This is a genomic window from Parasphingorhabdus halotolerans (genome assembly GCF_012516475.1).
Taxonomy (GTDB): domain Bacteria; phylum Pseudomonadota; class Alphaproteobacteria; order Sphingomonadales; family Sphingomonadaceae; genus Parasphingorhabdus; species Parasphingorhabdus halotolerans.
The window spans coordinates 1,230,001-1,253,063 of the sequence record NZ_CP051217.1; the positions used below are offsets into that span (position 1 = coordinate 1,230,001).

Annotated in this window: 27 protein-coding genes; 9 read left to right on the forward strand and 18 right to left on the reverse strand. The window is 53.6% G+C overall.

Translation table 11 applies throughout. The features are described from left to right. Positions 1-11 precede the first annotated feature (11 nt). Genes HF685_RS05880 through HF685_RS05890 form a run of 3 tightly spaced genes read left to right on the forward strand, consistent with a single transcriptional unit; the run spans position 12 to position 3,508 of the window. Complete coding sequence (locus HF685_RS05880) at positions 12-1,556, forward strand: peptide ABC transporter substrate-binding protein (protein ID WP_168818706.1); 1,545 nt, start codon at positions 12-14, stop codon at positions 1,554-1,556. Further along, positions 1,553-3,052 carry an ABC transporter substrate-binding protein gene (locus HF685_RS05885; protein ID WP_211051388.1) on the forward strand — a complete coding sequence of 500 codons (1,500 nt, stop codon included), beginning with the start codon at positions 1,553-1,555 and terminating at the stop codon, positions 3,050-3,052. The genes HF685_RS05880 and HF685_RS05885 overlap by 4 nt, the downstream gene beginning before the upstream one ends. Before the next feature lie 33 nt (positions 3,053-3,085). Then, positions 3,086-3,508 carry a DUF4112 domain-containing protein gene (locus HF685_RS05890; protein WP_168818708.1) on the forward strand — a complete coding sequence of 141 codons (423 nt, stop codon included), beginning with the start codon at positions 3,086-3,088 and terminating at the stop codon, positions 3,506-3,508. On the opposite strand, the gene HF685_RS05895 is transcribed toward HF685_RS05890, so the two are convergent. The 3 genes from HF685_RS05895 to HF685_RS05905 are packed head-to-tail and all read right to left on the reverse strand — an operon-like array spanning position 3,478 to position 6,460. Then, a complete protein-coding gene (locus tag HF685_RS05895) occupies positions 3,478-4,245 on the reverse strand; it encodes a ribonuclease T2 family protein (protein WP_246218777.1) in 768 nt (255 codons plus the stop codon). The two genes, HF685_RS05890 and HF685_RS05895, sit on opposite strands and share 31 nt — an antisense overlap. 24 nt (positions 4,246-4,269) lie before the next feature. Further along, positions 4,270-5,133, reverse strand: a complete 864-nt coding sequence (nadC, locus tag HF685_RS05900; RefSeq protein WP_168818709.1) for a carboxylating nicotinate-nucleotide diphosphorylase — start codon at positions 5,131-5,133, stop codon at positions 4,270-4,272. Further along, on the reverse strand, positions 5,108-6,460 hold the full coding sequence (locus HF685_RS05905) for a DUF2254 domain-containing protein (protein WP_168818710.1): 1,353 nt from the start codon (positions 6,458-6,460) through the stop codon (positions 5,108-5,110). The genes nadC and HF685_RS05905 overlap by 26 nt, the downstream gene beginning before the upstream one ends. A 339-nt stretch (positions 6,461-6,799) precedes the next feature. On the opposite strand from HF685_RS05905, the gene HF685_RS05910 reads away from it, so the two are divergent. Beyond that, a complete protein-coding gene (locus HF685_RS05910) occupies positions 6,800-7,027 on the forward strand; it encodes a GIY-YIG nuclease family protein (protein WP_168818711.1) in 228 nt (75 codons plus the stop codon). A gap of 113 nt (positions 7,028-7,140) precedes the next feature. On the opposite strand, the gene nadA is transcribed toward HF685_RS05910, so the two are convergent. Then, complete coding sequence (nadA, locus tag HF685_RS05915; RefSeq protein WP_168818712.1) at positions 7,141-8,154, reverse strand: quinolinate synthase NadA; 1,014 nt, start codon at positions 8,152-8,154, stop codon at positions 7,141-7,143. Positions 8,155-8,284: 130 nt separating this feature from the next. On the opposite strand from nadA, the gene HF685_RS05920 reads away from it, so the two are divergent. Then, a complete protein-coding gene (locus HF685_RS05920) occupies positions 8,285-9,898 on the forward strand; it encodes a class I adenylate-forming enzyme family protein (protein WP_168818713.1) in 1,614 nt (537 codons plus the stop codon). Positions 9,899-9,910: 12 nt separating this feature from the next. Here the strand turns inward: HF685_RS05920 and HF685_RS05925 are convergent, their stop codons facing one another. The 6 genes from HF685_RS05925 to HF685_RS05950 form a co-directional block, all read right to left on the reverse strand. Beyond that, complete coding sequence (locus tag HF685_RS05925; protein WP_168818714.1) at positions 9,911-10,204, reverse strand: Kelch repeat-containing protein; 294 nt, start codon at positions 10,202-10,204, stop codon at positions 9,911-9,913. A gap of 11 nt (positions 10,205-10,215) precedes the next feature. Further along, positions 10,216-10,983, reverse strand: a complete 768-nt coding sequence (locus HF685_RS05930) for a Kelch repeat-containing protein (RefSeq protein ID WP_168818715.1) — start codon at positions 10,981-10,983, stop codon at positions 10,216-10,218. Continuing rightward, positions 10,980-11,681: a DUF4230 domain-containing protein gene (locus HF685_RS05935; protein WP_168818716.1), complete on the reverse strand. Its 702-nt coding sequence runs from the start codon at positions 11,679-11,681 to the stop codon at positions 10,980-10,982. The genes HF685_RS05930 and HF685_RS05935 overlap by 4 nt, the downstream gene beginning before the upstream one ends. After that, entirely contained in the window at positions 11,678-12,550 is an 873-nt protein-coding gene (locus tag HF685_RS05940) for an MBL fold metallo-hydrolase (RefSeq protein ID WP_168818717.1), read from the reverse strand. Before HF685_RS05940 ends, HF685_RS05935 begins: the two co-directional genes overlap by 4 nt. Positions 12,551-12,626: 76 nt before the next feature. Then, a complete protein-coding gene (locus tag HF685_RS05945; protein ID WP_168818718.1) occupies positions 12,627-14,657 on the reverse strand; it encodes a M56 family metallopeptidase in 2,031 nt (676 codons plus the stop codon). After that, entirely contained in the window at positions 14,654-15,022 is a 369-nt protein-coding gene (locus tag HF685_RS05950) for a BlaI/MecI/CopY family transcriptional regulator (protein WP_168818719.1), read from the reverse strand. The genes HF685_RS05945 and HF685_RS05950 overlap by 4 nt, the downstream gene beginning before the upstream one ends. 476 nt (positions 15,023-15,498) lie before the next feature. Here HF685_RS05950 and HF685_RS05955 point away from each other — a divergent pair, with 476 nt between their 5' ends. Continuing rightward, positions 15,499-15,909 carry a YidH family protein gene (locus HF685_RS05955; RefSeq protein ID WP_168818720.1) on the forward strand — a complete coding sequence of 137 codons (411 nt, stop codon included), beginning with the start codon at positions 15,499-15,501 and terminating at the stop codon, positions 15,907-15,909. Between the two features lies 1 nt (position 15,910). Here HF685_RS05955 and grxD read toward each other — a convergent pair whose 3' ends face one another. The 7 genes from grxD to leuC form a co-directional block, all read right to left on the reverse strand. Next, entirely contained in the window at positions 15,911-16,243 is a 333-nt protein-coding gene (gene grxD, locus HF685_RS05960) for a Grx4 family monothiol glutaredoxin (RefSeq protein ID WP_168818721.1), read from the reverse strand. A gap of 10 nt (positions 16,244-16,253) precedes the next feature. Beyond that, the gene (locus HF685_RS05965; RefSeq protein ID WP_168818722.1) at positions 16,254-16,487 is read right to left on the reverse strand and encodes a BolA/IbaG family iron-sulfur metabolism protein; all 234 of its coding nucleotides are present in this window, start codon (positions 16,485-16,487) and stop codon (positions 16,254-16,256) included. Between the two features lie 11 nt (positions 16,488-16,498). After that, positions 16,499-16,825 (reverse strand): DUF1476 domain-containing protein, encoded by a 327-nt coding sequence (locus tag HF685_RS05970; protein WP_168818723.1) that lies wholly within the window; start codon positions 16,823-16,825, stop codon positions 16,499-16,501. Between the two features lie 76 nt (positions 16,826-16,901). Next, positions 16,902-17,903 (reverse strand): NADPH:quinone oxidoreductase family protein, encoded by a 1,002-nt coding sequence (locus HF685_RS05975; RefSeq protein ID WP_211051390.1) that lies wholly within the window; start codon positions 17,901-17,903, stop codon positions 16,902-16,904. A 34-nt stretch (positions 17,904-17,937) separates the two neighbouring features. Continuing rightward, positions 17,938-18,534 (reverse strand): 3-isopropylmalate dehydratase small subunit, encoded by a 597-nt coding sequence (gene leuD, locus HF685_RS05980; protein WP_168818724.1) that lies wholly within the window; start codon positions 18,532-18,534, stop codon positions 17,938-17,940. Then, positions 18,531-18,803, reverse strand: a complete 273-nt coding sequence (locus tag HF685_RS05985; RefSeq protein WP_168817418.1) for a hypothetical protein — start codon at positions 18,801-18,803, stop codon at positions 18,531-18,533. The genes leuD and HF685_RS05985 overlap by 4 nt, the downstream gene beginning before the upstream one ends. Positions 18,804-18,813: 10 nt before the next feature. After that, the gene (gene leuC / locus HF685_RS05990) at positions 18,814-20,256 is read right to left on the reverse strand and encodes a 3-isopropylmalate dehydratase large subunit (RefSeq protein WP_168821309.1); all 1,443 of its coding nucleotides are present in this window, start codon (positions 20,254-20,256) and stop codon (positions 18,814-18,816) included. Between the two features lie 115 nt (positions 20,257-20,371). Here leuC and HF685_RS05995 point away from each other — a divergent pair, with 115 nt between their 5' ends. From HF685_RS05995 to HF685_RS06010, 3 genes are all read left to right on the forward strand, one after another. Next, the gene (locus tag HF685_RS05995) at positions 20,372-20,887 is read left to right on the forward strand and encodes a sterol desaturase family protein (RefSeq protein WP_168818725.1); all 516 of its coding nucleotides are present in this window, start codon (positions 20,372-20,374) and stop codon (positions 20,885-20,887) included. Between the two features lie 27 nt (positions 20,888-20,914). Continuing rightward, positions 20,915-21,763 carry an ATP-grasp domain-containing protein gene (locus HF685_RS06000; RefSeq protein WP_246218778.1) on the forward strand — a complete coding sequence of 283 codons (849 nt, stop codon included), beginning with the start codon at positions 20,915-20,917 and terminating at the stop codon, positions 21,761-21,763. Between the two features lie 267 nt (positions 21,764-22,030). Then, positions 22,031-22,414, forward strand: coding sequence for a hypothetical protein (locus HF685_RS06010; RefSeq protein WP_211051392.1), 384 nt, complete (start codon positions 22,031-22,033; stop codon positions 22,412-22,414). Here the strand turns inward: HF685_RS06010 and HF685_RS06015 are convergent. Next, positions 22,407-23,039 (reverse strand): glutathione S-transferase family protein, encoded by a 633-nt coding sequence (locus tag HF685_RS06015; protein ID WP_168818727.1) that lies wholly within the window; start codon positions 23,037-23,039, stop codon positions 22,407-22,409. The two genes, HF685_RS06010 and HF685_RS06015, sit on opposite strands and share 8 nt — an antisense overlap. Positions 23,040-23,063 lie beyond the last annotated feature (24 nt).

A 23,063-nucleotide genomic window follows, 5' to 3' on the forward strand; every position in this document is an offset into this window, starting at 1 on the left:
AGGGTCGTGTTATGCGTGTGATGGCTCCAATTTTGGCGATACTTCTGTTGCTTGGTTGCAGCCAGCAAAATGACAGGAGTTCTGCGCCCGGCCCGGAGCAAATTGTCCGCTTGTCCGATTCTGAGCTAAAAGGTCTCGACCCACAAAAAATATCTGATCTGTCTTCATTGCGGATTGCCAGCGATCAATTTGAAGGCCTGACCCGTCTGAATGCCCGTGGGAAAGCCGAACCGGGCTTGGCAAAAGCGTGGGAGACTTCTCCAGACGGCCTGCGATGGACATTCGAACTGCATGGCGGGTTGAAATTCTCAGACGGCACTCCGTTTGACGCCGCACTCTTCCCAGAAATATTCCTGCGCATGAGAGCCCCCGGAACGGCCTCGCCGACCGCGAATCTGTTCACAAATATTTCCGGCATCAAGGCCATCAGCGACAATCGGCTAATTGTGTCACTCGCTTCGCCCGCACCCCATTTGCCGGCGCTATTGGCGCATCCCGCTCTGGCAGCGATTCCGCTACACCGGATAAATAACGCAGGCGACACATGGACGAATGATCGCCCGATGATAACCAGCGGAGCCTATCGGCTGGTCGATTGGCGGCTGAACGATCACGCTCGGATGGAACGTAACCCCAACTGGCACGAAGATCCCGCGCCGACCGATACTATTATCTGGAAACCGATGGATGACAGCCTGTCAGCAATGCGTCTGGTACTGGCCGGCGGCGCTGATGTTTCGGCAGATTATCCTGACAGCCGTCACCGTTGGCTCAAGGAAAATCACCCTGGCCTGGCACATAGCGTTCCCTATCTGGGTAGCTATTATTTTGCGTTTAATATCCGCAAGCCACCGTTTGATGATTCAAGGGTAAGGATAGCATTATCAATGGCGGTCGAACGCGAGTGGATTGCCGATAAGGTGATCGGCATCGGCAATATGCCGGCTTGGGGGTTGCTGCCACCGGGACTTGCCGGAGATATCGATTATAAGCCCGACTGGGTTGACTGGCCGCGCGAAAAACGATTGCAAGCGGCCGGAGAATTGCTCGCTGACGCCGGTTATGGAACAAAACATCCGCTTAAATTTGAAATCCGCTTCAATAGCTCGGCCGAACATCGCCGGGTGTCCGTAGCACTGGCAGCGATGTGGCAACCGCTGGGTGTTCAGACAAGTCTGTTCAATAGTGAGGCAGCGCTGCATTTTTCCGCGCTTCGCGACCATGATTTTACGCTGGCCCGTTCGGGCTGGATCGGCGATTTTCCGGCGGCGGAAAATTTCCTTTCGGTCCATCAAACAGCAAATGGAACAGGCAATTATTCGGGCTATGATAATGCAGACTTTGATGCGCTTCTTGCACAGGCGATAGCTTCAGCCGATCCATTTGAGCGACAAACATTGATGCGACGGGCAGAAGCGATGATGATGGCCGATATGCCGGTTTTACCCCTCTATTATTACGTCACCCGTTCGCTGGTCGGCAAACGCATCGCGGGATGGGAGGATAATATTTCCAATGTGCATCCAAGCTATACTCTGCGTATAAAGACCCAATGATCACGCTCGCTTACTCTCGCTTGGCAAAAACCGCAGGAGGATTTCTCACTGCACTTCTGCTGACTGCATGCGGTTACTCGGGGAATGAGGATCGCGCCAGCGTGACGGTCATCGAGGAAACAGCTCCAGCAATAAAGCCAGTTGGAACACGATTAAACTATATATCGGCAACCGCCCGCGCTGCTGTCGCCAAAGGGCTGGTCGGGTTTGACGAAGAAGGTCGAGTTGTGCCGGCCATCGCCGCACGCTGGATTGTGACCGATGATGGTCTGAGTTATATTTTCCGCTTGCACGACGGCAAATGGAACGATGGTCGCCAGATTACGGCCGAGCGTGTGGCTAAATTGCTGCAGGAGCGGATCAAGGAACTCGAAAACAGCCGTTTGAGATATGATTTGCGCGCGATTGAAGAAATCGTGTCGATGACAGGCCGCGTCATAGAAATCCGGCTCAATGCACCGCATCCCAATTTTTTGCAGCTCATGGCGCAACCTGAACTTGGACTGTTTCGTGCCGGACACGGCGCTGGCCCAATGGACGATCTTATGATGAACGGCATTTATGCGCTGGTTCCATTTGAACAATCCGGCGAAGAAGCAGAGATTGAGACCGAAAACGAACCCGTGGATGACCCCCGGCGCGTAGCCATGCGCGCAGACAATGCCGCTAAAGCCATTGCGCGCTTTCAAGCCGGGCAAACAGACTTAGTTCTCAACGGCAAGTTTCACCATCTGCCGCTGCTGGATGCCGCAGATATCGATACTAACGATCTCCGTCTTGATCCGGTTGCAGGCCTGTTTGGTTTTCTCTTTGTAAAAGTCGAAGGTTTTTGGGCGGTGCCAAAGAACCGCGAAATACTGGCAATGGCGATTAATCGCCCTGCACTTTTAACCTCTTTCCCGCAGGTCACCGGCTGGCAAAGCCGTCAAAAAATCATCCCCGAAGCACTGGATGTCGAAGGCATTAATACCCGCCCGGATTGGGCTGGCATGACAATGGAGGCCCGCCAGCAATTTGCTCGCGAACATGTCCAGCGCTGGAAAGCATCTGAAGGCCCGATCAAACCGCTTACCGTTCAACTCCCCGATGCCGCCGGAGCCGATATCCTATTCCTGCGGGTACGGACTGATTTACGGCGGGTTGGCCTGGACCTGCGGAAAGCCGGAAATGGTGCCACAGCAGATGCGCGGCTGATCGACAGCATTGCGCCTTATGACAGTCCGCAATGGTTCTTGTCCCAGCTAACATGCGCCAAAACACCGGTTTGCTTGAATGACGCCGATGCCAAACTCAAGGAGGCGGATGCGGCAACCAATCTGCAGATTAAAGCCCGTCTTTATGCCGAAGCCGAGAAAATATTAGTCTATCATTACAACTATATTCCGCTTGGCGTTCCGGTGCGCTGGTCGCTTGCCAAACCCGCTCAGCGCGGCTTTGCGGTGAACCCGCGCGGCTGGCATCCATTGAATTATCTGGTTGGCGTACCCATATCCTGAGTGTATGAGTAGTTTAACACAGGGAGGCTGAATATGGCCATTTCCGAAGACCAGTTGAAACGTCTGGCAGAGCAACTGCCGGATGTCAGTCGCGATCCGCAAGCGGTTCGAAATCGCGTCGAAGCGATGGAAAAAATACTCGAACGCGCCTTTGTTATTCCGGGCATCAACAGGCCTATCGGACTGGATTCGCTAGTCGGCTTAATCCCGGTCGTCGGTGATATCGCCACTGCGCTGATGGGTGCCTATATCGTCTGGGAGGCCCGCAATCTTGGCATGTCGAAGATGCAACTCACCCGCATGGCAGCCAATGTCGGAATTGATACTGCGCTGGGCGCTATTCCCCTGGCGGGCGATGCATTTGACTTTTTCTGGCGGTCTAACAGCCGTAACCTCAAGATTGTTCGCAAACATCTGGACAAACATCATCCTGGTACACGGACGATTGAAGGGTAACAATCAAGCCCCCGCCAAATCTTGACCGGCACATCATCCTTCAACGCGCGCATATTCGCCGGACAACGCGTGGGCCGAAAGTTCTTGCCCAAACACAGCCGCACTTCATTCAGCCAGCCACGTTGATTGACTTTCAATCGAACCATTTCCGGACGCAGACCATCGTTCGCAGCGGCGAAAGCGTTTCGTAGAGCGCCGACAGTCAGAGGCTTGCGCGATAATCTGTCCATATCGGGAAACTGCACAGCATCAAACATCGTCCTGGATATCCTAAAATAAGTTTCGGGGCGCTTGGCCATGCAAGTGCCGTGTTTGGCCCACTCACTTGCCATAAGCCGGGTCGAGGGCATCATGCAGAAATTGCGTTTGATGAGCGCAGGCGGCAGCGCATTCGTGGCACGACACCATTGCGGATAGGCAGGTCCACGCGCATCCGGCCACAAGCCGTGGAGAATGAAGGCAAAACTCCCGTCATCGCCACTGCACTGGGTTTTGTCGCGGCGGCTGTCCTTGCGCAGACGGCAAAATTCAGGAGACCAGCTCAGCGCCAGAGTGTATCCGTTGACGGGTCTTATTCGGCGCGGTTCGCTGGACGGCTTTTTTGCCGGAGCGGCGGATTGGAGAACCGACGGCGCACGGCATTGGTAGGATTGGGCGTGTGCAGGAGATGCCGCAAGCAAGATCGCCACCATGCACAGCAATCCAAAAAACCCGTCATGCTGAACTTGTTTCAGCATCTCCCGAATATCCTTTGGAGAACATCAAACCTGTTCAAAATCAAGCCCTATATCCGCAGCAGGCGCACTCTGCGTCAACCGCCCAACCGAAATAAAATCAACGCCCGTCTCTGCCTTATCGCGGATGGTTTCCAAAGTGACGCCGCCGCTCGCCTCGGTAGGCACGCGCCCGCCGATCAGTGTCACGGCTCCGCGCAATGTTGCCGGTTCCATATTGTCGAGCAGCAGGTGCGTTGCGCCTGCGGCTAGAGCTGGCTCGATCTGGTCAACCCTATCCACCTCAACAATAATCCGTTCGATCCCCGCATCAACCGCACGCTTCACTGCTTCGGTGATATTTCCTGCGACCGCGACATGATTATCCTTAATCATCGCCGCATCCCAAAGGCCCATCCGGTGGTTCTGCGCCCCGCCCATCCGCGTCGCATATTTCTCCAGCACCCGAAGGCCCGGGATAGTTTTGCGCGTGTCGAGCAAGGTGCAGCCCGTACCCGCAATCCGCCGAACATATTCATTAGTCATGGTCGCGATACCGGTGAGATGCTGCACGGTGTTCAGCGCACTGCGTTCGGCGGTCAGCATCGCCCGGCCCTTGCCTTTCAGCCGCATGATATCGGTGCCAGCGGCGACTGCCTCGCCTTCAGCTACCAGAATTTCAATATCCACATCGGGATCGAGATGCCGGAAAAACGCCTCCGCAATTGGAAGGCCAGCAATCACCGCATCATGGCGGCTATCCATCACGCCGGTAAAAATGGCGTCTTCGGGGATGACAGTTTCGGATGTGACATCGCGACCTGTCGGGCCGAGGTCTTCGGCCAGCGTCGAAGCAACGAAGGCATCGAGATCAAAACTTGTCAGATTAAAATTGTCTGGCGAGAAGGGCATTGCTGCTACTTTCCATCATATTGTTAAATTCGACAAGGCGCGCTTCCAATTCCTCCAGTGACGGCCCTACCAGATGGTGCCGTGCTTGCTTGACCATCGTTTCGGCTTCTTCGCCGATCAGGCGAAGCCGCCGGTCCGATTGGCAAGACGTAGCGGCGGAAAACAGTGCGTTGAGAAAATTGATCGACGCCAGATGATTGGTTGCCACGCCCGACCGCATCGCTCCGAAACTCCGTTCGACAAAATGGCTAAAATCATCGCTTAGCGGCTGTACCCGCTGCCAGTCATAATCCTCCTGCTCGGGGCCTCTGTCCAGATCACGGCTGCCGAGTTCAGCAAGGGCCGCGCCCATCCAGTGCATGGAGGTGATCGCGGTGAACGGGTCATTAATCCCGGGTGAAAGCGCCCGCAACGCTATCTCGACCAATTCGTCGATCAGATATTCAAGGTCCTGTGTTGCCGTCCGCATCCCACCCGTACTCAGACAGTTGCGAATTTTATCGGATATTTCTTCGCTGGCACCGGTTCCCGACAATTCGGCAATCGGAACGTTGGGATGGATAAAATCACCGGTGCGCACTCTGAGTGCAATAGTCGCCTCATGCTCGCGCGCAATTTCATCAAGCGTGTCAAAATCGATGATATCAATATAGCCTTTATTCACCGAGATTATCGGTTCACCTTGGGATTGCTCACGCGGCTCGCGTTCTTCTATTTCGCTTGGATAGCGCGCCTTTACGTCACAAATCAGTCGCTCACCGATATCCTTGAGCACCGTGTTGATTCGGATGCTCGCAGGGATGTGGTGGAGGAAATAGACCAACACGGCAACGGCAAAAATCGCCATGATCATCGCGACGAGCAAGGACAATTGCGGCGTGAAACCGGGCAAAACCGAAGCAGCGGCATCGGCGGCCGACGCGGCACGTTCATCCTCGTCGCGCACGGTGCGGATCACCATCAATGCGTAAACAAAAGTCGCGATAAAGGTCGCCAGCGAAAGCTGATTGCCTTTATCTTCCATGAAATTGGTTAGCAGACGCGGGCCATAGTTGCCGCTCGCATAGGCCACCGCTGCGATAGTTATTGAGAAGACTGTCGAGGCGACACCGATCATCGATCCGGCAATCACGGTCAGCGTGGTGCGCGCGCCAGCCGGACGACTGACATGGAGCCAGTCATAGGTAGAAAACCAGTCCGCCGCGCCATTGCGATCCAGATAGATGGTGACAAACGAAAGGAAGAACGCGATTGTCGAGAACAATGCCGGATAAAACCAGTAGCTGGCGTTTATGGACAGCAAGGCGGAGCGGATGCGGGCGATCATCGCGTCACGCTATCCGATAACGCATGGAGGGGAAAGCAGGAAATAGCTGTCGTGGACCGAGAGAATTCACCCATTTTCACACTCTTGTTCCGCACGTAACAATATTACAAAGTTTAGGAAAGTTAGCCCTGTACGTGCGCGCGCCCGCACGCGCGCGTTGCAAGAAGCGTTCCCAACATGGTTGGACGGGGCGATAGAGAAGTGACCTAACTAACATTGCAGCGGCGATGATGTCACAATTGACGGCATGTAGGAAAGCGTTTCCGCTTGTCCGAAACTGCCAAGCCGTAACCCCACTTTGTCATTCCCGCGAAGGCGGGAACCCAGTTAGATCGAACTATGCCGCGCAGATATCATGTCTATATTCTTGCCAGCAAGCGCAGCGGAACCCTTTATATCGGGCTCACCAGCAATCTTACCGCCCGCATTTTCGCCCACAGAAACGGCAAGGGTTCAGAGTTTACGAAAAAATACGGTGTAACCAGACTGGTCCACATCGAACCCTATGCCGATGTCCGCGACACCATTGCCCGTGAAAAGGCGCTCAAGAAATGGAACCGTGACTGAAAACTGCGTTTGATTGAAGAGAGCATTCGGGATTGCTTCAAACTCAATCAGAAGTCTGTTTGATCCGTAACCATTTCGAACTTCAAAGCTAAACATTTGAAGTTCTCATGTTGCTAATCCTCATGCGCCAAATCGGTCGGCCCCAAATCACCCTGCCCAACGGTCGTGCTCGCCATTTCCATCATCTTGTCGATCGATTTGCGCGCTTGCAGGCGCAGGTCTTCGTCCATCTCGATGCGGGGCTCCAGATCGCGCAAAGCCACGTAGAGTTTTTCCATCGTGTTCAGCGCCATATAGGGGCAGATGTTGCAATTGCAGTTGCCGTCCGCACCGGGGGCGCCGATGAAGTTTTTTTCCGGCACCGCTTTTTCCATCTGGTGGATGATATGCGGTTCGGTGGCGATGATGATCGTGTCGCCTTCAAACTCCTTGGCATATTTGAGGATCGCACTGGTCGAACCGACCATGTCCGCATGATCCAATATATAGGCCGGACATTCGGGGTGCGCGGCAACCGGCGCATCTGGATGCTGGGTTTTCAGCTTCAAGAGTTCGGTCTCGCTAAACGCTTCATGGACAATGCATACGCCGGGCCACAACAGCATATCGCGTCCGGTTTTCTTGGCGATATAGCCGCCAAGATGCTTGTCCGGACCAAAGATGATTTTCTGATCGAGCGGGATCTGGCTGAGAATATGTTCTGCGGACGAACTGGTGACGATAATATCCGACAATGCCTTCACTTCGGCAGAACAGTTAATATAAGTCAGCGCGATATGATCGGGATGCTCGTCGCGAAACGCCTTGAATTTATCCGGCGGGCAGCTGTCTTCCAGTGAACAGCCGGCATCCATATCGGGCAACACCACGATCTTCTCCGGCGACAGAATTTTCGCAGTTTCGGCCATGAATTTCACACCGCAAAATGCAATCACGTCGGCATCGGTTTCCGCCGCCTTGCGGGATAATTCCAGACTATCACCGACAAAATCGGCGATATCCTGAATTTCCGGCTTCTGATAATAATGGGCCAGGATGATCGCATTGCGTTCGGTTTTAAGCCGCTTGATTTCTTCGACCACATCCACTCCGGCTAACGAGCCACCTACTCCACCACGTGCGTCCATTTTATCGTCTCCTTTGCCGAATATCGGCGGTTCTCCCTTCATATAGGAAGCAAACGCGCGTTTGTCTTGCCCCGAACTTCGCATTATGCGAGATTCTGTGTAAACTGATCCCGGAAACGGGGAGATATTTATGTATCAAGTCAAACTCACGGAATCTTTTTTTCCGGCGCGGGCCGACACGCCCTATCGCGAGACGACGGTTGCCCGATTGCTGCGGGAGCAAGCGGATACCCGCAGGAACGAGCTAGCGCTCCAGGAATTACTGGAAGATGCCAGCATTGGGCGGACCTGGACCTATGCCGAATTGCTGGCCGATTGCGAAAAGCTGGGTCGCGCTTTGGCATCCCGGCACCCGGCAGGCGCGCGGATCGCGATATGGGCGAGCAATTGTCCGGAATGGGTGCTGATGCAATATGCCGCGATGCTGGCTGGCCTGACCGTGGTGACCGTCAACCCCGCATATATCGCGCGCGAGCTTCGCTATGTTCTCGAACAATCGGGTGCGGTTGGCCTCTATCATTCATCGGCCGTGCGCGGGCGGGCGCTGGGTCCGGTTGCGGAAGAAGCCTGTTACGGCCTCGCAAACGCGGTTCAACAATTTGATATCAGCGATATGGACACGCTATTGGATGGGCCTGAAAACGTCGATCTCCGCGAGACACATCCCGATCATATCATGCAGATTCAATATACCTCGGGTACGACCGGGCTGCCCAAGGGCGTATTGCTTAAGCAGGGTGGCGTGTTGCAGAATAATGCCGATATTGTGGGACGCTGGGGCGTTGAACCGGGTGACGGCATTCTTGTCCCGACACCGCTTTTCCATGCTGGCGGTTCGGCCTTCATGTTTGGCGCGCTAACAACTGGAGCGGTCTATATATCCGTGCCCTATTTCGATCCCGCCTTAATGATCAACGCGATTGAAAGCACGCGTCCCCGTTTTACCGGTGGGGTGCCCACGATGCTGGTGCTTATGGTCGATGAAGTGAAACGCAGCGGCAAGGATATGAGTTCGGTTGAGCGGATGATGTGCGGGGCCGCCATGGTCGCGCCGGAACTGGCGAAAAACGCCCGGAGCCTTTTTGGCGCGCCTGTGCATGTTATCTATGGCCAGACCGAAGCCGCGCCGGGGATCACTTTCTCCTTCGCCGACGACAGCGAAGAAGACCTGACCCAGACCATTGGTCAGCCGCTGCCGCACATGGACGTCGCGATCCTCAACCCTTCCGACAATTCAGTCTGCGCGATTGGCGAACAGGGCGAGATTTGTGTGCGTGGTTACAATGTCATGCACGGCTATAATGACAATCCCGAAGCCACCGCAGATGCAATTGATCAAGATGGCTGGCTACACTCCGGCGATCTCGGAACGATGGACGAGCGGGGCTATTTGAAAATCACTGGCCGGGTAAAGGAGATGATCATCAAGGGCGGCGAGAACCTGTTCCCAGCGGAAATCGAGAATGCGATGCTGGAGCATCCAATGGTTGCGGAAGTGGCAGTAGCCGGGGTCCCGGATGACAAATATGGCGAACTGGTTGCTTGTTTTATGCGCGCCGTCGATGGTCAAAAGCCCGATGAAAATGAGCTACGAACCTTTATTCGCGAACGGCTCTCCCCACAGAAAACGCCAAGTTTTTGGTTGTGGGTCGAAGAATGGCCAATGACAGGATCAGGTAAAATCCAGAAATTCGCTCTTTCGGAAGCTTTCGTGCGCGGAGACTATAACGACCAGCTCGCTTGAAAATGCGGAGAGCTACTTGGTCGGCATCCGAAATGACATAATCCGCGAGACCGCTTTCTGGTTGGCGTCCATGCCGCCTACAATATAGAAATTTTTTCCATCGTTCACGAGACCACGGTGGTCCATGCTCGGCTCGGCTAGTTGGCCCAGCTCTTTCCATTTGTCGGTGGTCAGATCGTACTCAAAAAAGCGCCCGCCGGGTTTGGCGGGAACCCCGTCATAACCGATGCCGTCATAGTTATACGGATTGTCACCGCCTCCTGCAAAAATGACTTTGCCGCGTCTGTCGTCACCAATCGCCGCCATCCGGTATCGCGCTATACCGGCATGGGCATCAACCCCCGCCAGGTGATTTCGGTTGGATTTTTCGGATCAATATCCCCGCGCCAAGTCAGTTTTGCGGCGGCAAATTTGCGCTTTCCATCGACCAGTCTGTCAACCACCGCGACACCATCGGTCACAATGATGCTGTCTCCCGCTATCCCTCCAGCGTGGCCAAACACTGGTTTTCCAGGAAACGCAGTCGCCTCGGTCCATGCGTCCGTCTGCGTATCATAAAGCTGCACGACGCTAACATTGCCTTCGTCATGCCATCCTGAGATCAGATAGATGAAACGGTTCTGATAGGGTATCGCCACCATATCATCGACAGGGGTCGGCATATCGGCTTTGCGCGTATAGCTATTGTCTGCCGGGTGAAAGGCGAAGACTTCCGGTGTCGAAACTTCATCGCCGTTTTCCGCTACAGTATATCCACCAAAAACATAGATCGTTCCCGCAACAGTCACGGCGGCACTGGCAAGACGACCTTCGCTAACGGGCACGTTTGTAATGGCTTCACAAGCTTTGATGCTGACCACACAGGCATAGGCGGCGTTGGACGTGTCCTGCCACGTCTTTCCCGATTTCAGGCCATTAAAGCTGTATATGGTCGGCCCATCAGGACCCTCTGCCATTGCCACAGCATTATTGGTTATCGGCTCGGGCAGTTCAAACCCCGCAACCGAGGACATAACTTCCTGTTGCGGCGTTTGTTCACAAGCAGACAGAGCCAGTGCAGCTACAATGACCCAAAAATACTTCATTCCATGTCTTCCATCTGCTTCTTTTCGGCCAGCACCTCGGCAATCGGCCGCGATAAATCCCATTGCTCACTATATCGACTTTTTTCATAAGGGAAGAAAGCATCGACTTTGACCTCCACGCCCGCCGCTTGCAATGGCAATGCAAAACTGTGGCGAATAGCGCGCCGCGCAGCCTCTCTCGCTAGCCGCATTTGCAGCGGGTTCTTGGCTTGCGTTGCCAATTCTTCCACAGCCTTTTTGCGATTGGCCTGATCAAGCCGGTCTTCGGCATCGGTAAAGGCGATTAACAAACCACCGTCATCATAGGTCTGTATTTTCTCGATATGCACTTCCGGGCGGGCTATTTCGATGGCTGGCAATTCGACATAAAGCGTATTGTCTTGCGCGTCCCAACGGACATCGTCGGCCTTAAGTTTCGCTAAATCCACCTCATAGCGCACAGTACCCGGCATAATCAGCGTCTTGCGGGCGGAAAGACCCAACTTTGTTAGCGTTGTGGTCACGGTCGCATTATAGCTGGCCGAGAATACCGTTAAGCGGTTTTGTTCGCGCAAACCTTCAAGACTGGCGCTGGCAATCGATACCGGGTCAGGATTAAAACTGCTTTCAACGCGATTTAAAAGTAACCACAAGATTGCGCCCAGTAACAGCAGTATGCCGCTGACCAAGGCTGCAGGAACCCACATCTTGCGGCTCATGCGTTCAGGCTCCAACCCTCTTCGGTTTCGTCAGCAATGTTGCGCTTCTGCAAATCGATAAGGTGCGCGCGCACTGATTGTCCCGCCGCACCGACAAGGCGCGGATCGAGACCCTTGTACATTTTCGTCACCATGTCCGGAATGATTGCTGCACCCTCATCCAAAATCTTGAGAATCTGCCGCTCGCGCTGTTTGCGGTGGCCCATCATGCCGCGTACCAATTGTCTAGGATTGGTCACCTTTTTACCGTGAGCGGGATAATAGACCTTGTCGTCTCGCTCGTAGATCTTCTGTAGGCTGGCCATATAGTCGGCCATATCGCCATCGGGCGGGACGATAACGCTGGTGGACCAGGCCATGACATGATCGCCGGTAAACAGTGCACCCGATTCCTGCACGGAAAGACACAGATGGTTGGACGTATGGCCCGGCGTCGCCACCGCTTCGATTGTCCAGCCATCGCCCAAAACAGTTTCACCATCAGCCAAAACCTGATCCGGCTTGTAGTTTTTATCAAAACTTTCATCCGCTCGCGGGCCGTCATCCTCCAGCACCAGCGGCGCACAACCGATGATCGGCGCTCCGGTTCGAGCCGCCAAAGGTGCCGCAGCGGGGCTGTGATCACGATGGGTGTGGGTACACATGATCGCAGATATTTTCGCATCACCGACAGCGGCGATAATCGCATCAATATGCTCATCAATCGCTGGACCGGGGTCAATAACTGCCCGGTCGGTTTGGTTGCCGACGATGTAGGTCTGCGTTCCGGTGTAGGTATAGGGGCTGGGGTTGCCTGCCAGCACACGGGCTACCAGCGGCTCCATTTGCTCGCAAAGGCCAGTCGGGAATTTTTCAGGGTCAAAGTCCATAGACCTGATGTGGCATATCCAGCCCATAAAACAAGAAAAATGGGCCGGTTTGTGGACGAAGAGGAGTATTACTCCGTCAAGTCATAGAAAGCTGGGTCCTTAATTTCTTGATATCGCGGTCATAAGCTCGCATTTTTTCCGCATGATGCCGGTCTTTGCTTTTGCATTTTGCCGCTTCTGCGCGATCTTTCTCCAATCCACGTAACGTCAATTTCATAAGCTTCTTTTCATCGATTTCTACTTTAAACGTGCCACAACCAGCCACGACTGCCCAAGCGCGGTCCGACATCACATTTTTCTGACCGCCAAAGGCAATTTGCTTGTTCATTGCTTCGCAATCCGGCTGAGCCACGTGGGAAACCACAGGCGGTTTGGGGACGCTCGGTGCTCTTGGCGGCCGTGGCGCAAACGAAATTGACGAGATCTGGTTCGCAATACTCCAGACGCTGCTGGTTTTGCGGCTGGCTCTATTGCCTTTCACCGCTTCCGCAGCTTCAATCTGGGTTTCCCGCGCGGCTTGCTCCGCTTCACGAACACTCTGTGCGACTTCCCACTGCGATTCACGCATTGCGTCCCGCACGCTCCGGGCAGCCTCCCGTTTGGCCTCTTCAACGTCGCGCTCCACCTCGCGCATATCCATACGCATTTCGCGCTGGTGTTCACGCATATCACGCTCATGGTCGCGGATATCAGCCTCCGCCTCTCGGCGAGCTTCTTCCGCTTCCGCAACCATGTCACGGACATCTGCATCGCTCAGCTTTTTGTTGGTCCGCAAAACTATTGTCCGGCCATCATGTTTGATTCGGTGGACATACTGCTTGTCGTCTGCAAAATCTTTGGAGCCGTTGAGCATGGTGATATTTACAGTTTCGCCCTCGCCGCCAAGATTGGCTTGGTCGGACAAAGCAGGAGCTTTCGGCAGGCTCATGTTGCTGTAGGAAGGAACCATCCGGCTAAGTCGTTCATCAATTTCGCTCTTCTTGAGCTTGTGCGCCGATTCAAATTCAAACTCGCCGCGCTCGTTGCTGACCGTATATTTATAGCCGTCGTCAAGCTTTTCGGTCACCAAAACACCGTCATCACCGACATCCACCGCTGTGCCAGCGCTATGGGCTGGAACATTACCGTGCTCATGATCTGCATGCTCTGCTGTTTCGACTGCATAGCTGACTGTCGCAGTAAGCGGCAATACAACCACCGCGCTGGTGCCGACCATCAAAGCACCCAATCGTTTGCGAAATACAGATTTCTCGCTTTGACCCAGCATTTTAATCCGGTCCTTGATCTTGTTTTTCTGGTTCAAAGGACTGGCCAGTCCAAGTTTATGACCAGACACCGATTTCGCAATCGTCCGGCCGTAAATCGCGCGCGCCTCTATACCGCTCTGTTGCAATATCCGTGCATCGCAGGCGGTTTCCTGATCCTGTCGAAACGCAATCCAGGAAAACCATGCAATCGGGTTGCACCAGTGCAACGACAATACCAGCAAGCCGATGAAGTTGGCAGCCAGATCACCAGATTCATGGTGAGCAATTTCGTGGTCCAACGCCAGTTCACGCTCTCGCGGCGCGTAATTGCGGAAAAAATCATTGGGTACCGCGATATATTTCTGGAATAGTCCGAACGCCAAAGGCCCGCTGACCGCCGCTGTTTCCAAAATTCTGATATTGCCGTGGCGTCCAACAAGCTGGCCATCTGACACAATATCTTCCCGAAACTGGAAATAGGAAGCTAGCTTGCTAATAAACAACATGCCTGCGCCACCGACCCAGATAATGACAGCGATCATCATCCAGTCCACCGAAGCGAATGTGCCAGAAGCGGCCTGTTCGCTCGCGCTTATGAGACCAAGGTCAGACGCTGCCAACGGCGCGGCAAGCGCCCCGGCAGTTTCAGCGGATTCTGGAGGCGCTGCAATTGTAAATGTAAGTCCAGGCATGAAAAGCCGCGCTAAAGGCAATACCCACAACAAGTAGGCAATTTTTGCCCCAAAGAAATGGGCAACCGGTTTGCGTATTAGCAACACCAGCGCCATTAACAATGTCATCGAGAGCATCGTATCCCAAACCCACGTGCCCAGGCCGTCTCCCATTATTTCGGCGCTCATGCTTTCAACTCCCTCAAAAGCTCTTCAATTTCCCTGATATCATCCGCGGTTAATTCATCTGCTTCGGCCAGATGCGCGACCAATGGTGTGACCTTCCCTCCGAAAAGACGATCAACAAATTTGCGTGATACACCGGCCAAATAGGTGTCCCGTTCAACTAGCGGTGAGTAAAGAAATTTACGGCCTTGGCGCTCCGTGCCGACTACGGCCTTGGCTGCCAAGCGAGAGAGCAAAGTTTTGACAGTTTGTAGCGACCAGTCTTTCTGCACGACTACCCGGTCTGCAACCTCAGTGGCGGTGAGCGGCGCCTGCTGCCAGAGCACCTCCATGATTTCATGTTCAGCGTCGCTAATCCGTTCAACCATTGCAAAAGCTTTCCCTACGAGACTCGCCAATAACTACAGTTGTAGTCTTGTCGACTACGGATGTAAACATCAAATTTTGCATTTGGCATTTCTGACAATGGTCAATTGCGCCTGCCGGTCCCGTCAAATTTCCGTCATAATGTCGAAAAATCTTACATCTATTCAAAGGTTAACACAGCGGAAACCAACTAACTATCTGAAAAATAACAGTTCACAAAAACTGGCACGCGGGATGCAAAGCTATCGGTGTTCCTATTGTTTCATACCCTGAAACACCAAATGAGGGGGACAGCGTACTGGTCTCCGCGGTCCCCTCTCATTAAAAGTTTCTACAAACCCTACCCAAAACAAAGCGGCCCGGATCTCCTAATCCGGGCCGCGGTTGATTCTGGCTGATCCGATCCCTGCTAGGTATAACTGCAACGTTATGCAAAAATAAACGTTGATGCGGTTCAGCTGATATTATCGGGGGTCAAATGAGCAAGAATGATAAAGACAGTATTGAACTGGCTGAAGATCGCACAGACCTTGCGGAAGACCGGACAGACTGGGCTGAGGACCGTACCGTCCTTGCCAACGAACGTACTTTTGCCGGCTGGATGCGAACAGGGCTTGCAGCGGTTGGTATAGGGTTAGGCTTTAACGCGCTATTCGGCAAACTGGAGCCGTTCTGGTTGCCACGCGCGATCGCGACTATTTTCATTCTCATTGGAATATTTATCTTTTACGTGGCGCAGCGTAACGGCTGCCTGGTGCAAAACCGCCTAAGCGCTCACGATGCCACGCCGATGAGAGGCATGAACCTTAAGCTAGTCGCAGGTTTTATGGCTTTCGGAAGTTTTTGTCTGGTGGCAGGAATGTGGTTGATCGATATTCCGGGCAACTGAGCTAGCTATCGGCCTGAGCGACCTTCTTTTCGGCCATAAGCTCGCCAAGTTCGCCCGCTTCATACATTTCCATCATGATATCGCTACCACCGACAAACTCGCCTTTGACATAAAGCTGGGGAATGGTCGGCCAATCGGAAAATTCCTTGATGCCTTGGCGAACTTCCATGTCCTGCAGCACGTCGACAGGCTCGAAACTTACGCCAAGATGCTCCAGGATCGCGACAGCTTTACTGGAAAAACCGCATTGCGGGAAAAGCGGTGTGCCTTTCATGAACAAGACCACATCGTTCGATGTCACCAGACCTTCAATTTTCGTGTTTACGTCGCTCATGATAGTTCTCCTATTCGGGAACGGCAGTTGTGAGCTGCAGCGCATGCAACTCTCCGCCCATCTTCCCTTTTAATGCTGCATAAACGGCACGTTGCCGATTGACCCGGCTCATGCCTTCAAAAGAAGCCGATGTGACTTTGGCTGCATAGTGATCGCCATCACCAGCGAGATCGGTAATCTCAACCTGCGCATCAGGTAGCGCGGCAATGATCATCGCCTCTATGTCTCGACTGGCCATCGGCATGGGTATTTATCCTATCCGGCCTGTTCGATATACTGGCGGCGTGCTTCAACAGCTTTTTCGCTCAATGCGGTACGGATACCGGCATCATCCATATCGACGCCTGCAGAGGTTAAATCACCGAGCAATTTGCGGATTACATCTTCGTCACCGGCTTCCTCAAAATCCGCCGCCACGACTTCCTTGGCATAGCTGTCGGTTTCTTCTGATGTCAGGCCCATTTTCTCGGCAGCCCATTCGCCCAACAACCGATTGCGACGCGCGGTAATCTTGAATTGCATTTCTTCGTCACGCGCGAATTTCGTTTCAAACGCTTTTTCGCGATCATTAAAATTGGCCATATTCTTCCCTTAGCAGGTTTTCGTGTTATTCTTAAAATAAGGATCATGCATCGCTCTCACAAGAGAGCAATGGCAATCAATCAGCAACTTTCACCACCAGCTTGCCGATTGCACCGCGATCCGCCATTTTCTGGATGGCTTTTCCAGCATCGGCAAAGTCAAAAACTTCAGAAACGCGTGGCTGGATCATGCCTTGGCCCCAGAGTTTAAAGAGCCGGTTGATATGACTTCGATTGGCTTTGGGCTCCCGTGCCGCAAAGGCACCCCAGAAAACGCCGCAAACATCGCAAGATTTCAGCAGCGTCAGATTTAATGGCAATTTTGCGATTCCGGCAGGAAAACCGACAACCAGAAAACGCCCTTCCCACGCAATAGAGCGCACCGCTGGTTCGCTATAATCGCCGCCAACGGCATCATAAATTACATCCGCGCCATTGGGACCAACGGCAGCCTTGAATTGCGCCGCCAGCGCTTTGGATTGATCCTTGTCAAATGGGGCGCGGCCGTAAACGACCGTCTCATCTGCGCCTGCCGCTTTGGCAAACGCGGCTTTTTCTTCTGAAGATACCGCCGCCACAACCCGGGCACCAAATGCCTTGCCGAGTTCGACAGCAGCGATGCCGACGCCGCCAGATGCGCCCAGCACCAGCAGAACATCACCCTCTTTGATATGACCGCGATCGACCAAAGCGTGTATGGAAGTACCATAAGTCAGAATAAGCGCGGACGCGTCTTCGAAGCTCACGCTATCCGGGATTTTAAAAACAGCGCTCTGGTCCACGGCAACTTTGCTAACCAAGCCGCCATGACCGGTTGTCGAGGCAACACGATCACCAATTTTGAGATCAGCAACACCCTCGCCAACAGCCGAAATAACACCCGATACTTCGCCGCCAGGTGCAAATGGCCGAGGCGGTTTAAACTGGTATAAATCCTGGATGATCAGCACATCGGGATAATTTATTGAACAAGCTTTCACATCGATGACAACCTGGCCCTTACCCGCAACCGGATCATCCACATCCAGCATTTCCAAGGTTTCCGGACCGCCAACTTTGGTGGACATCAATGCTTTCATTTTATTCTTCCCTCCCGAAAATATTTGGTCCGGTTCAAGCGGCGGCAGGCGTAAGCCATGGCTGCGCAGAATCGGTCTTTTGTTCGTGCTGTTCTATGGCATCAGATTTCGCCATTGTCAGGTCAATTTCATCCAGCCCTTCCATCAGGCATTGCTGGCGAAATGGATCCATTTCGAAGACGAAACGATCCTGAAACGGTGTCGTAACGCTCATGCTCTCCATATCAATGGTAATCGGGTCGGTTTTCGCCACGTCCATCAACCGGTCAATGGCTGCTTGCGGAAGCGCTATGGCGAGCAGACCGTTTTTAAACGCGTTGCCCGAGAATATATCCGAGAAGCTAGGCGCTATAATAGCCTTTATGCCCATGTCATCGAGCGCCCAGGCCGCATGTTCGCGGCTGGAGCCGCAGCCAAAATTATCGCCCGCAATTAATATTGGAGCGCCGATATTCTCCGGCGAATCAAATATATTTCCATCCTGTGCTCTTATCGATTCAAACGCACCCCGGCCAAGGCCTTCGCGTGAAATGGTTTTGAGCCATTTGGCCGAAATAATAACATCGGTATCAACATTTTTACGACCAAATGGAATGGCGCGCCCTTCCACCCTTCTTACCGGAGCGCTCATTCTTCTTCATCATTCCCGTAATAATCATCGGTGAGATCGTCATCATCCTCATCAAATACCGGTTCATTCTCGTATTTCGTACCGGCTTTCGGTTTGGCCGATTTAAAATCATCCAGTTTCCTGATATTGTGGCGACCGGCATACATCAAGGCTGCCGCAACCGCAGCCGAACCAACGGCTGCACCGACTTTGGCGCTCTTTGACCATTTTCCAGACTTCGCTGAAGACGGTTTCTTGTCACTATCCGATTTTTTCTTGTCGTCAGTCATTTTATCAACCTCAATTCATCAGTTCGCGCGCCAATTCACGCACGTCAGTAATTTTTCCGGTCACCGCAGCAGCGGCGGCCATCGCTGGAGACATGAGATGGGTTCTAGCACCTGGTCCCTGTCGTCCTACAAAATTGCGATTGGATGTGGAAGCACAGCGTTCGCCCGGAGGCACTTTATCCGGGTTCATGCCCAGACAGGCAGAACACCCCGGTTCGCGCCATTCAAATCCGGCGTCAGTGAAAATCTTGTCCAGTCCTTCCGCTTCGGCCTGTGCTTTCACCAGTCCGGAACCCGGTACGACTATCGCCCACTTGACGCCGGGAGCCTTTGTTCGTTCCCGCAAAACGTCCGCAGCGGCACGCAAATCTTCGATCCGGCTGTTTGTACAACTACCGATAAAGACATTTTCAACCGAAACATCGCGCATCTGCTGGCCAGCGTGAAGCCCCATATAGTCCAGTGATTTTTGCGCGGCATCCTTTTTGGAAGGATCGGCAAAACTATCTGGCGATGGCACACTGCCGGTAACGGCCACCGTATCTTCAGGGCTTGTTCCCCAGGTCACGGTTGGCGCGACATCAGTTGCATTGATCGTCACGCTTTTGTCGAATTGCGCGCCGTCATCGGTCGGCAATGTTTTCCAATAGGCCAGCGCCGCATCCCAATCCGCGCCTTTCGGAGCCATAGGGCGGCCTTTGAGATATTGAAAAGTCTTTTCGTCCGGCGCAATCAGACCAGCGCGGGCGCCCGCTTCGATCGACATATTGGAGACGGTCAAGCGGCCTTCAATTGACATTTGTTCAAAGACTTCGCCGCGATATTCGATCACCGATCCGGTGCCGCCCGCCGTGCCAATGACGCCAATGATATGCAAAATCAGATCTTTCGGGCTGATGCCCGGACCAAGCAACCCTTCGACGTGAATTTCCATCGATTTGGAGCGGGTCAGTTGCAGGGTTTGTGTCGCCAGCACATGCTCGACTTCGCTGGTGCCGATGCCAAAAGCCAGAGCGCCCAACGCGCCATGCGCGGCAGTGTGGCTGTCCCCGCAAACCAGTGTTGTACCGGGAAGCGTAAAGCCTTGCTCCGGGCCGATTACATGGACGATACCCTGATTAACATCGCTCGCTCCGATATATTTGATGCCAAAGGCTGGCGCATTGGCTTCCAATGCCTCCAATTGCGCGGCGCTTTCAGGGTCGGCGATGGGTATTTTGTTGCCATGCGCATCGAGACGCGCGGTGGTTGGCAGATTATGATCGGGAACAGCCAGCGTCAGATCAGGGCGGCGGACCTTGCGGCCGGCTTTGCGCAATCCTTCAAACGCCTGCGGGCTGGTGACTTCATGAACCAGATGCCGGTCGATATAGATAAGCGCAGTGCCATCGTCCCGCTGATCGACAACATGGGCATCCCATATCTTCTGGTAGAGGGTTTTTGCGCCGTTCATAGTGGTGGTCATAATGTCCTGTCAGTTCAATATGGTGTTTCGTTTAGCCAGATCAATCGTTCGTGCAAGTTAGAAGTGGCTTCAAAAGTAGATCAAAAGGTCCTATCTTCGATAGATGAGCATTATTGCAATCCTCGTAACCATAATGGCCGCCGTCATCATGATGGAGTTTGTCGCTTGGGGCGCGCATAAATACATCATGCACGGTTTCGGTTGGGCGTGGCATCGCGATCATCATGAGCCGCATGACAACGCGCTGGAAAAGAACGATCTGTACGGGATTGTTGGCGCGGCGATGAGCATTTCGATGTTTGTGGTGGGATCACCGATGATAATGGGCGTGAGCGCTTGGGAGCCGGGCACTTGGATTGGCTTGGGCATCCTGTTTTACGGCATCATCTACACGTTGATCCATGATGGCCTGGTGCATCAGCGGTATTTCAAATACGTTCCCAAGCGCGGCTATGCCAAACGGCTGGTACAGGCGCACAAGCTGCATCACGCAACAGTCGGCAAAGAAGGCGGTGTGAGTTTCGGCTTTGTGTTTGCGCGCGATCCGGCGAGGTTGAAGGCCGAGCTCAAGCAGCAGCGCGACGCGGGAACCGCGATTGTGCGCGAAGCGGTCGGGTAACAGCGCGACTTGCCACACATCTGCATATTGACGGCGGCGCCCGATTATTTCGAGGATTCCAGCCCGGCGCGTGCGAACTATCGGCGGCTGCTGGGCGACGATATCAGTTTCCGCCACTGGACCGATCCTGGCGATCTGACGCATTTTGATCTGGTCTTGCCATTATTGGTCTGGGGCTATCAGCGCGATTGCCCGCGCTGGTTTGCATTGCTCAACCAACTCGAACAGCAGCAAATAAAGATCGCCAATCCGGTTTCGGTGCTGCGCTGGAACAGCGACAAATCCTATTTGCTCGCGCTCGAACAGGCTGACGTGCTGGTGGTGCCAACGATGATCAGCGCGGCCTTGACCGTGAAAGATTTAGAGCAAGCAGAGCAAAAATTCGGCACCGATGCATTGGTTATAAAACCACCCATTTCCGGCGGCGCAGATGGCACCTACCGGCTAAAGACAGGCGAATCTCTGCCCGAGGACATGGCCGGCAAGACAATGCTGATCCAGCCGTTTCAACCGGCGATCGCACAGGAAGGCGAATATTCGCTGTTCTATTTTGACGGACATTTCAGCCACGCCATCCTCAAACGCCCGGCGAAAGGCGATTTTCGCGTGCAGGAATTTCTCGGCGGATCGGAAGCCCGCATCGATTGCCCCGTCGGCGTGCAAGAGCTGGCGGTGCAAGCCCGCCGGGCGGCGGAACAGATGTTGGGCGTCGAAACTTTATTATATGCCCGCGTCGACATGCTCCGCGACCCCGACGGCCATTTCCGCCTGATGGAACTGGAACTGATCGAGCCATCGCTGTTTTTTGAACATGCTGCGGATGGTGGGGCTATGTTTGCTGGTACAGTCCAAGCTAAATTATGCCAAGATGCTTAGCAAGGCACACAAGCTGCACGATTTTAACATCGGCAAGGAAGGCAGAGCGAGTTTCGATTTCGTCGTTGCTTGCGATCCGGCGAAGTTGAAGGCGGAGTTAAAGGTGCAGCGGGAGAATGGGATTGCTGTTTTTGGAGATGTGCGATTTTGATTTCAGACTATACTCGCGATTCTTATTGTCAATGCGGCAAAGTCCACTGCCAAGGTGTCGGCCAACCAATTGTCAGCGGGATTTGCTATTGTGACGACTGCCAAATCGGTGCCGCGATGCTTGAAAATCTTGAGGGTGCGCCGCCGCTTCGCACAACCGATGGCGGTACTCACTATCTAACCTATCGCGATGATCGCTTCACCTGTGTCTCTGGCACAGAGTTACTCAAATCGTACAAGGTCGTTGCGAGTTCGCCGACAAGTCGCATGGTCGCAAGCTGCTGTAATTCTGCGATGTATCTCAAATATTCCCGGGGCCATTGGACGTCGAGCTATGCTGCTCGGTTTGGCGATGGCGCTCCGCATGTAGAAATGCGTACGCAGACGAAATTCCGAAATTCCACGCTACCACTGTCCGAAAATTCAAAAAATTTTAGCGGTTTCGGTACTCGGCTACTCTGGCGACTCTTCGTTTCGCGTATCGCAATGATGTTTAACTAGGCCGCGGCATCAACACTGGCCCGCCCAATTCCACAGTCTTCTGATAACCCGGCCGTGCGACCAACGCCTCAAAATAGCGTTTGCAATTCGGGCGGTTTTCCAGCTGACCCAGCGCTGAGCGCCCTTCGAGCATATAGTGCAGATTAATATCCGCGCCGGTAAATTTGTCGGCGACCAGGAAATCCTTGCCTTCGAGTTCAATCTCCAGATGGTCAAGCAGCTTGTCGACCTCCGCTTGCAAAAACCCGCCCATAACTTCGGGCAATCCGCCGAGCATCGGCGCAATGCCGGTGATGATGAAGCTCATCCCCATCGTGCCCTCGGCAAAATGCAGCCATTCGAGATATTTCGCTCGCTCCGGATGGTCCGGCGCCACGCCGAGCGCGCCGTCGCTGTGCTTTTCGATCAAATATTCAATGATAGCACCGGATTCGACCATCGTATGACCGTCCACCTCGACGGTAGGAGCTTTGGCCAAGCGATGAGCGTCTGCCAGTTCCGGCGGTGACCGCCGCGTTTTGGGGTCGCGGTGATAAACTTTCATCTCATAATCTATACCGGCCTCTTCACAGAGCCAGATAATACGGGAAGAACGGGAAAATCCGAGATGGTGTAGTTTGATCATGAAAAGTTCCTTTTATGCGTTGCT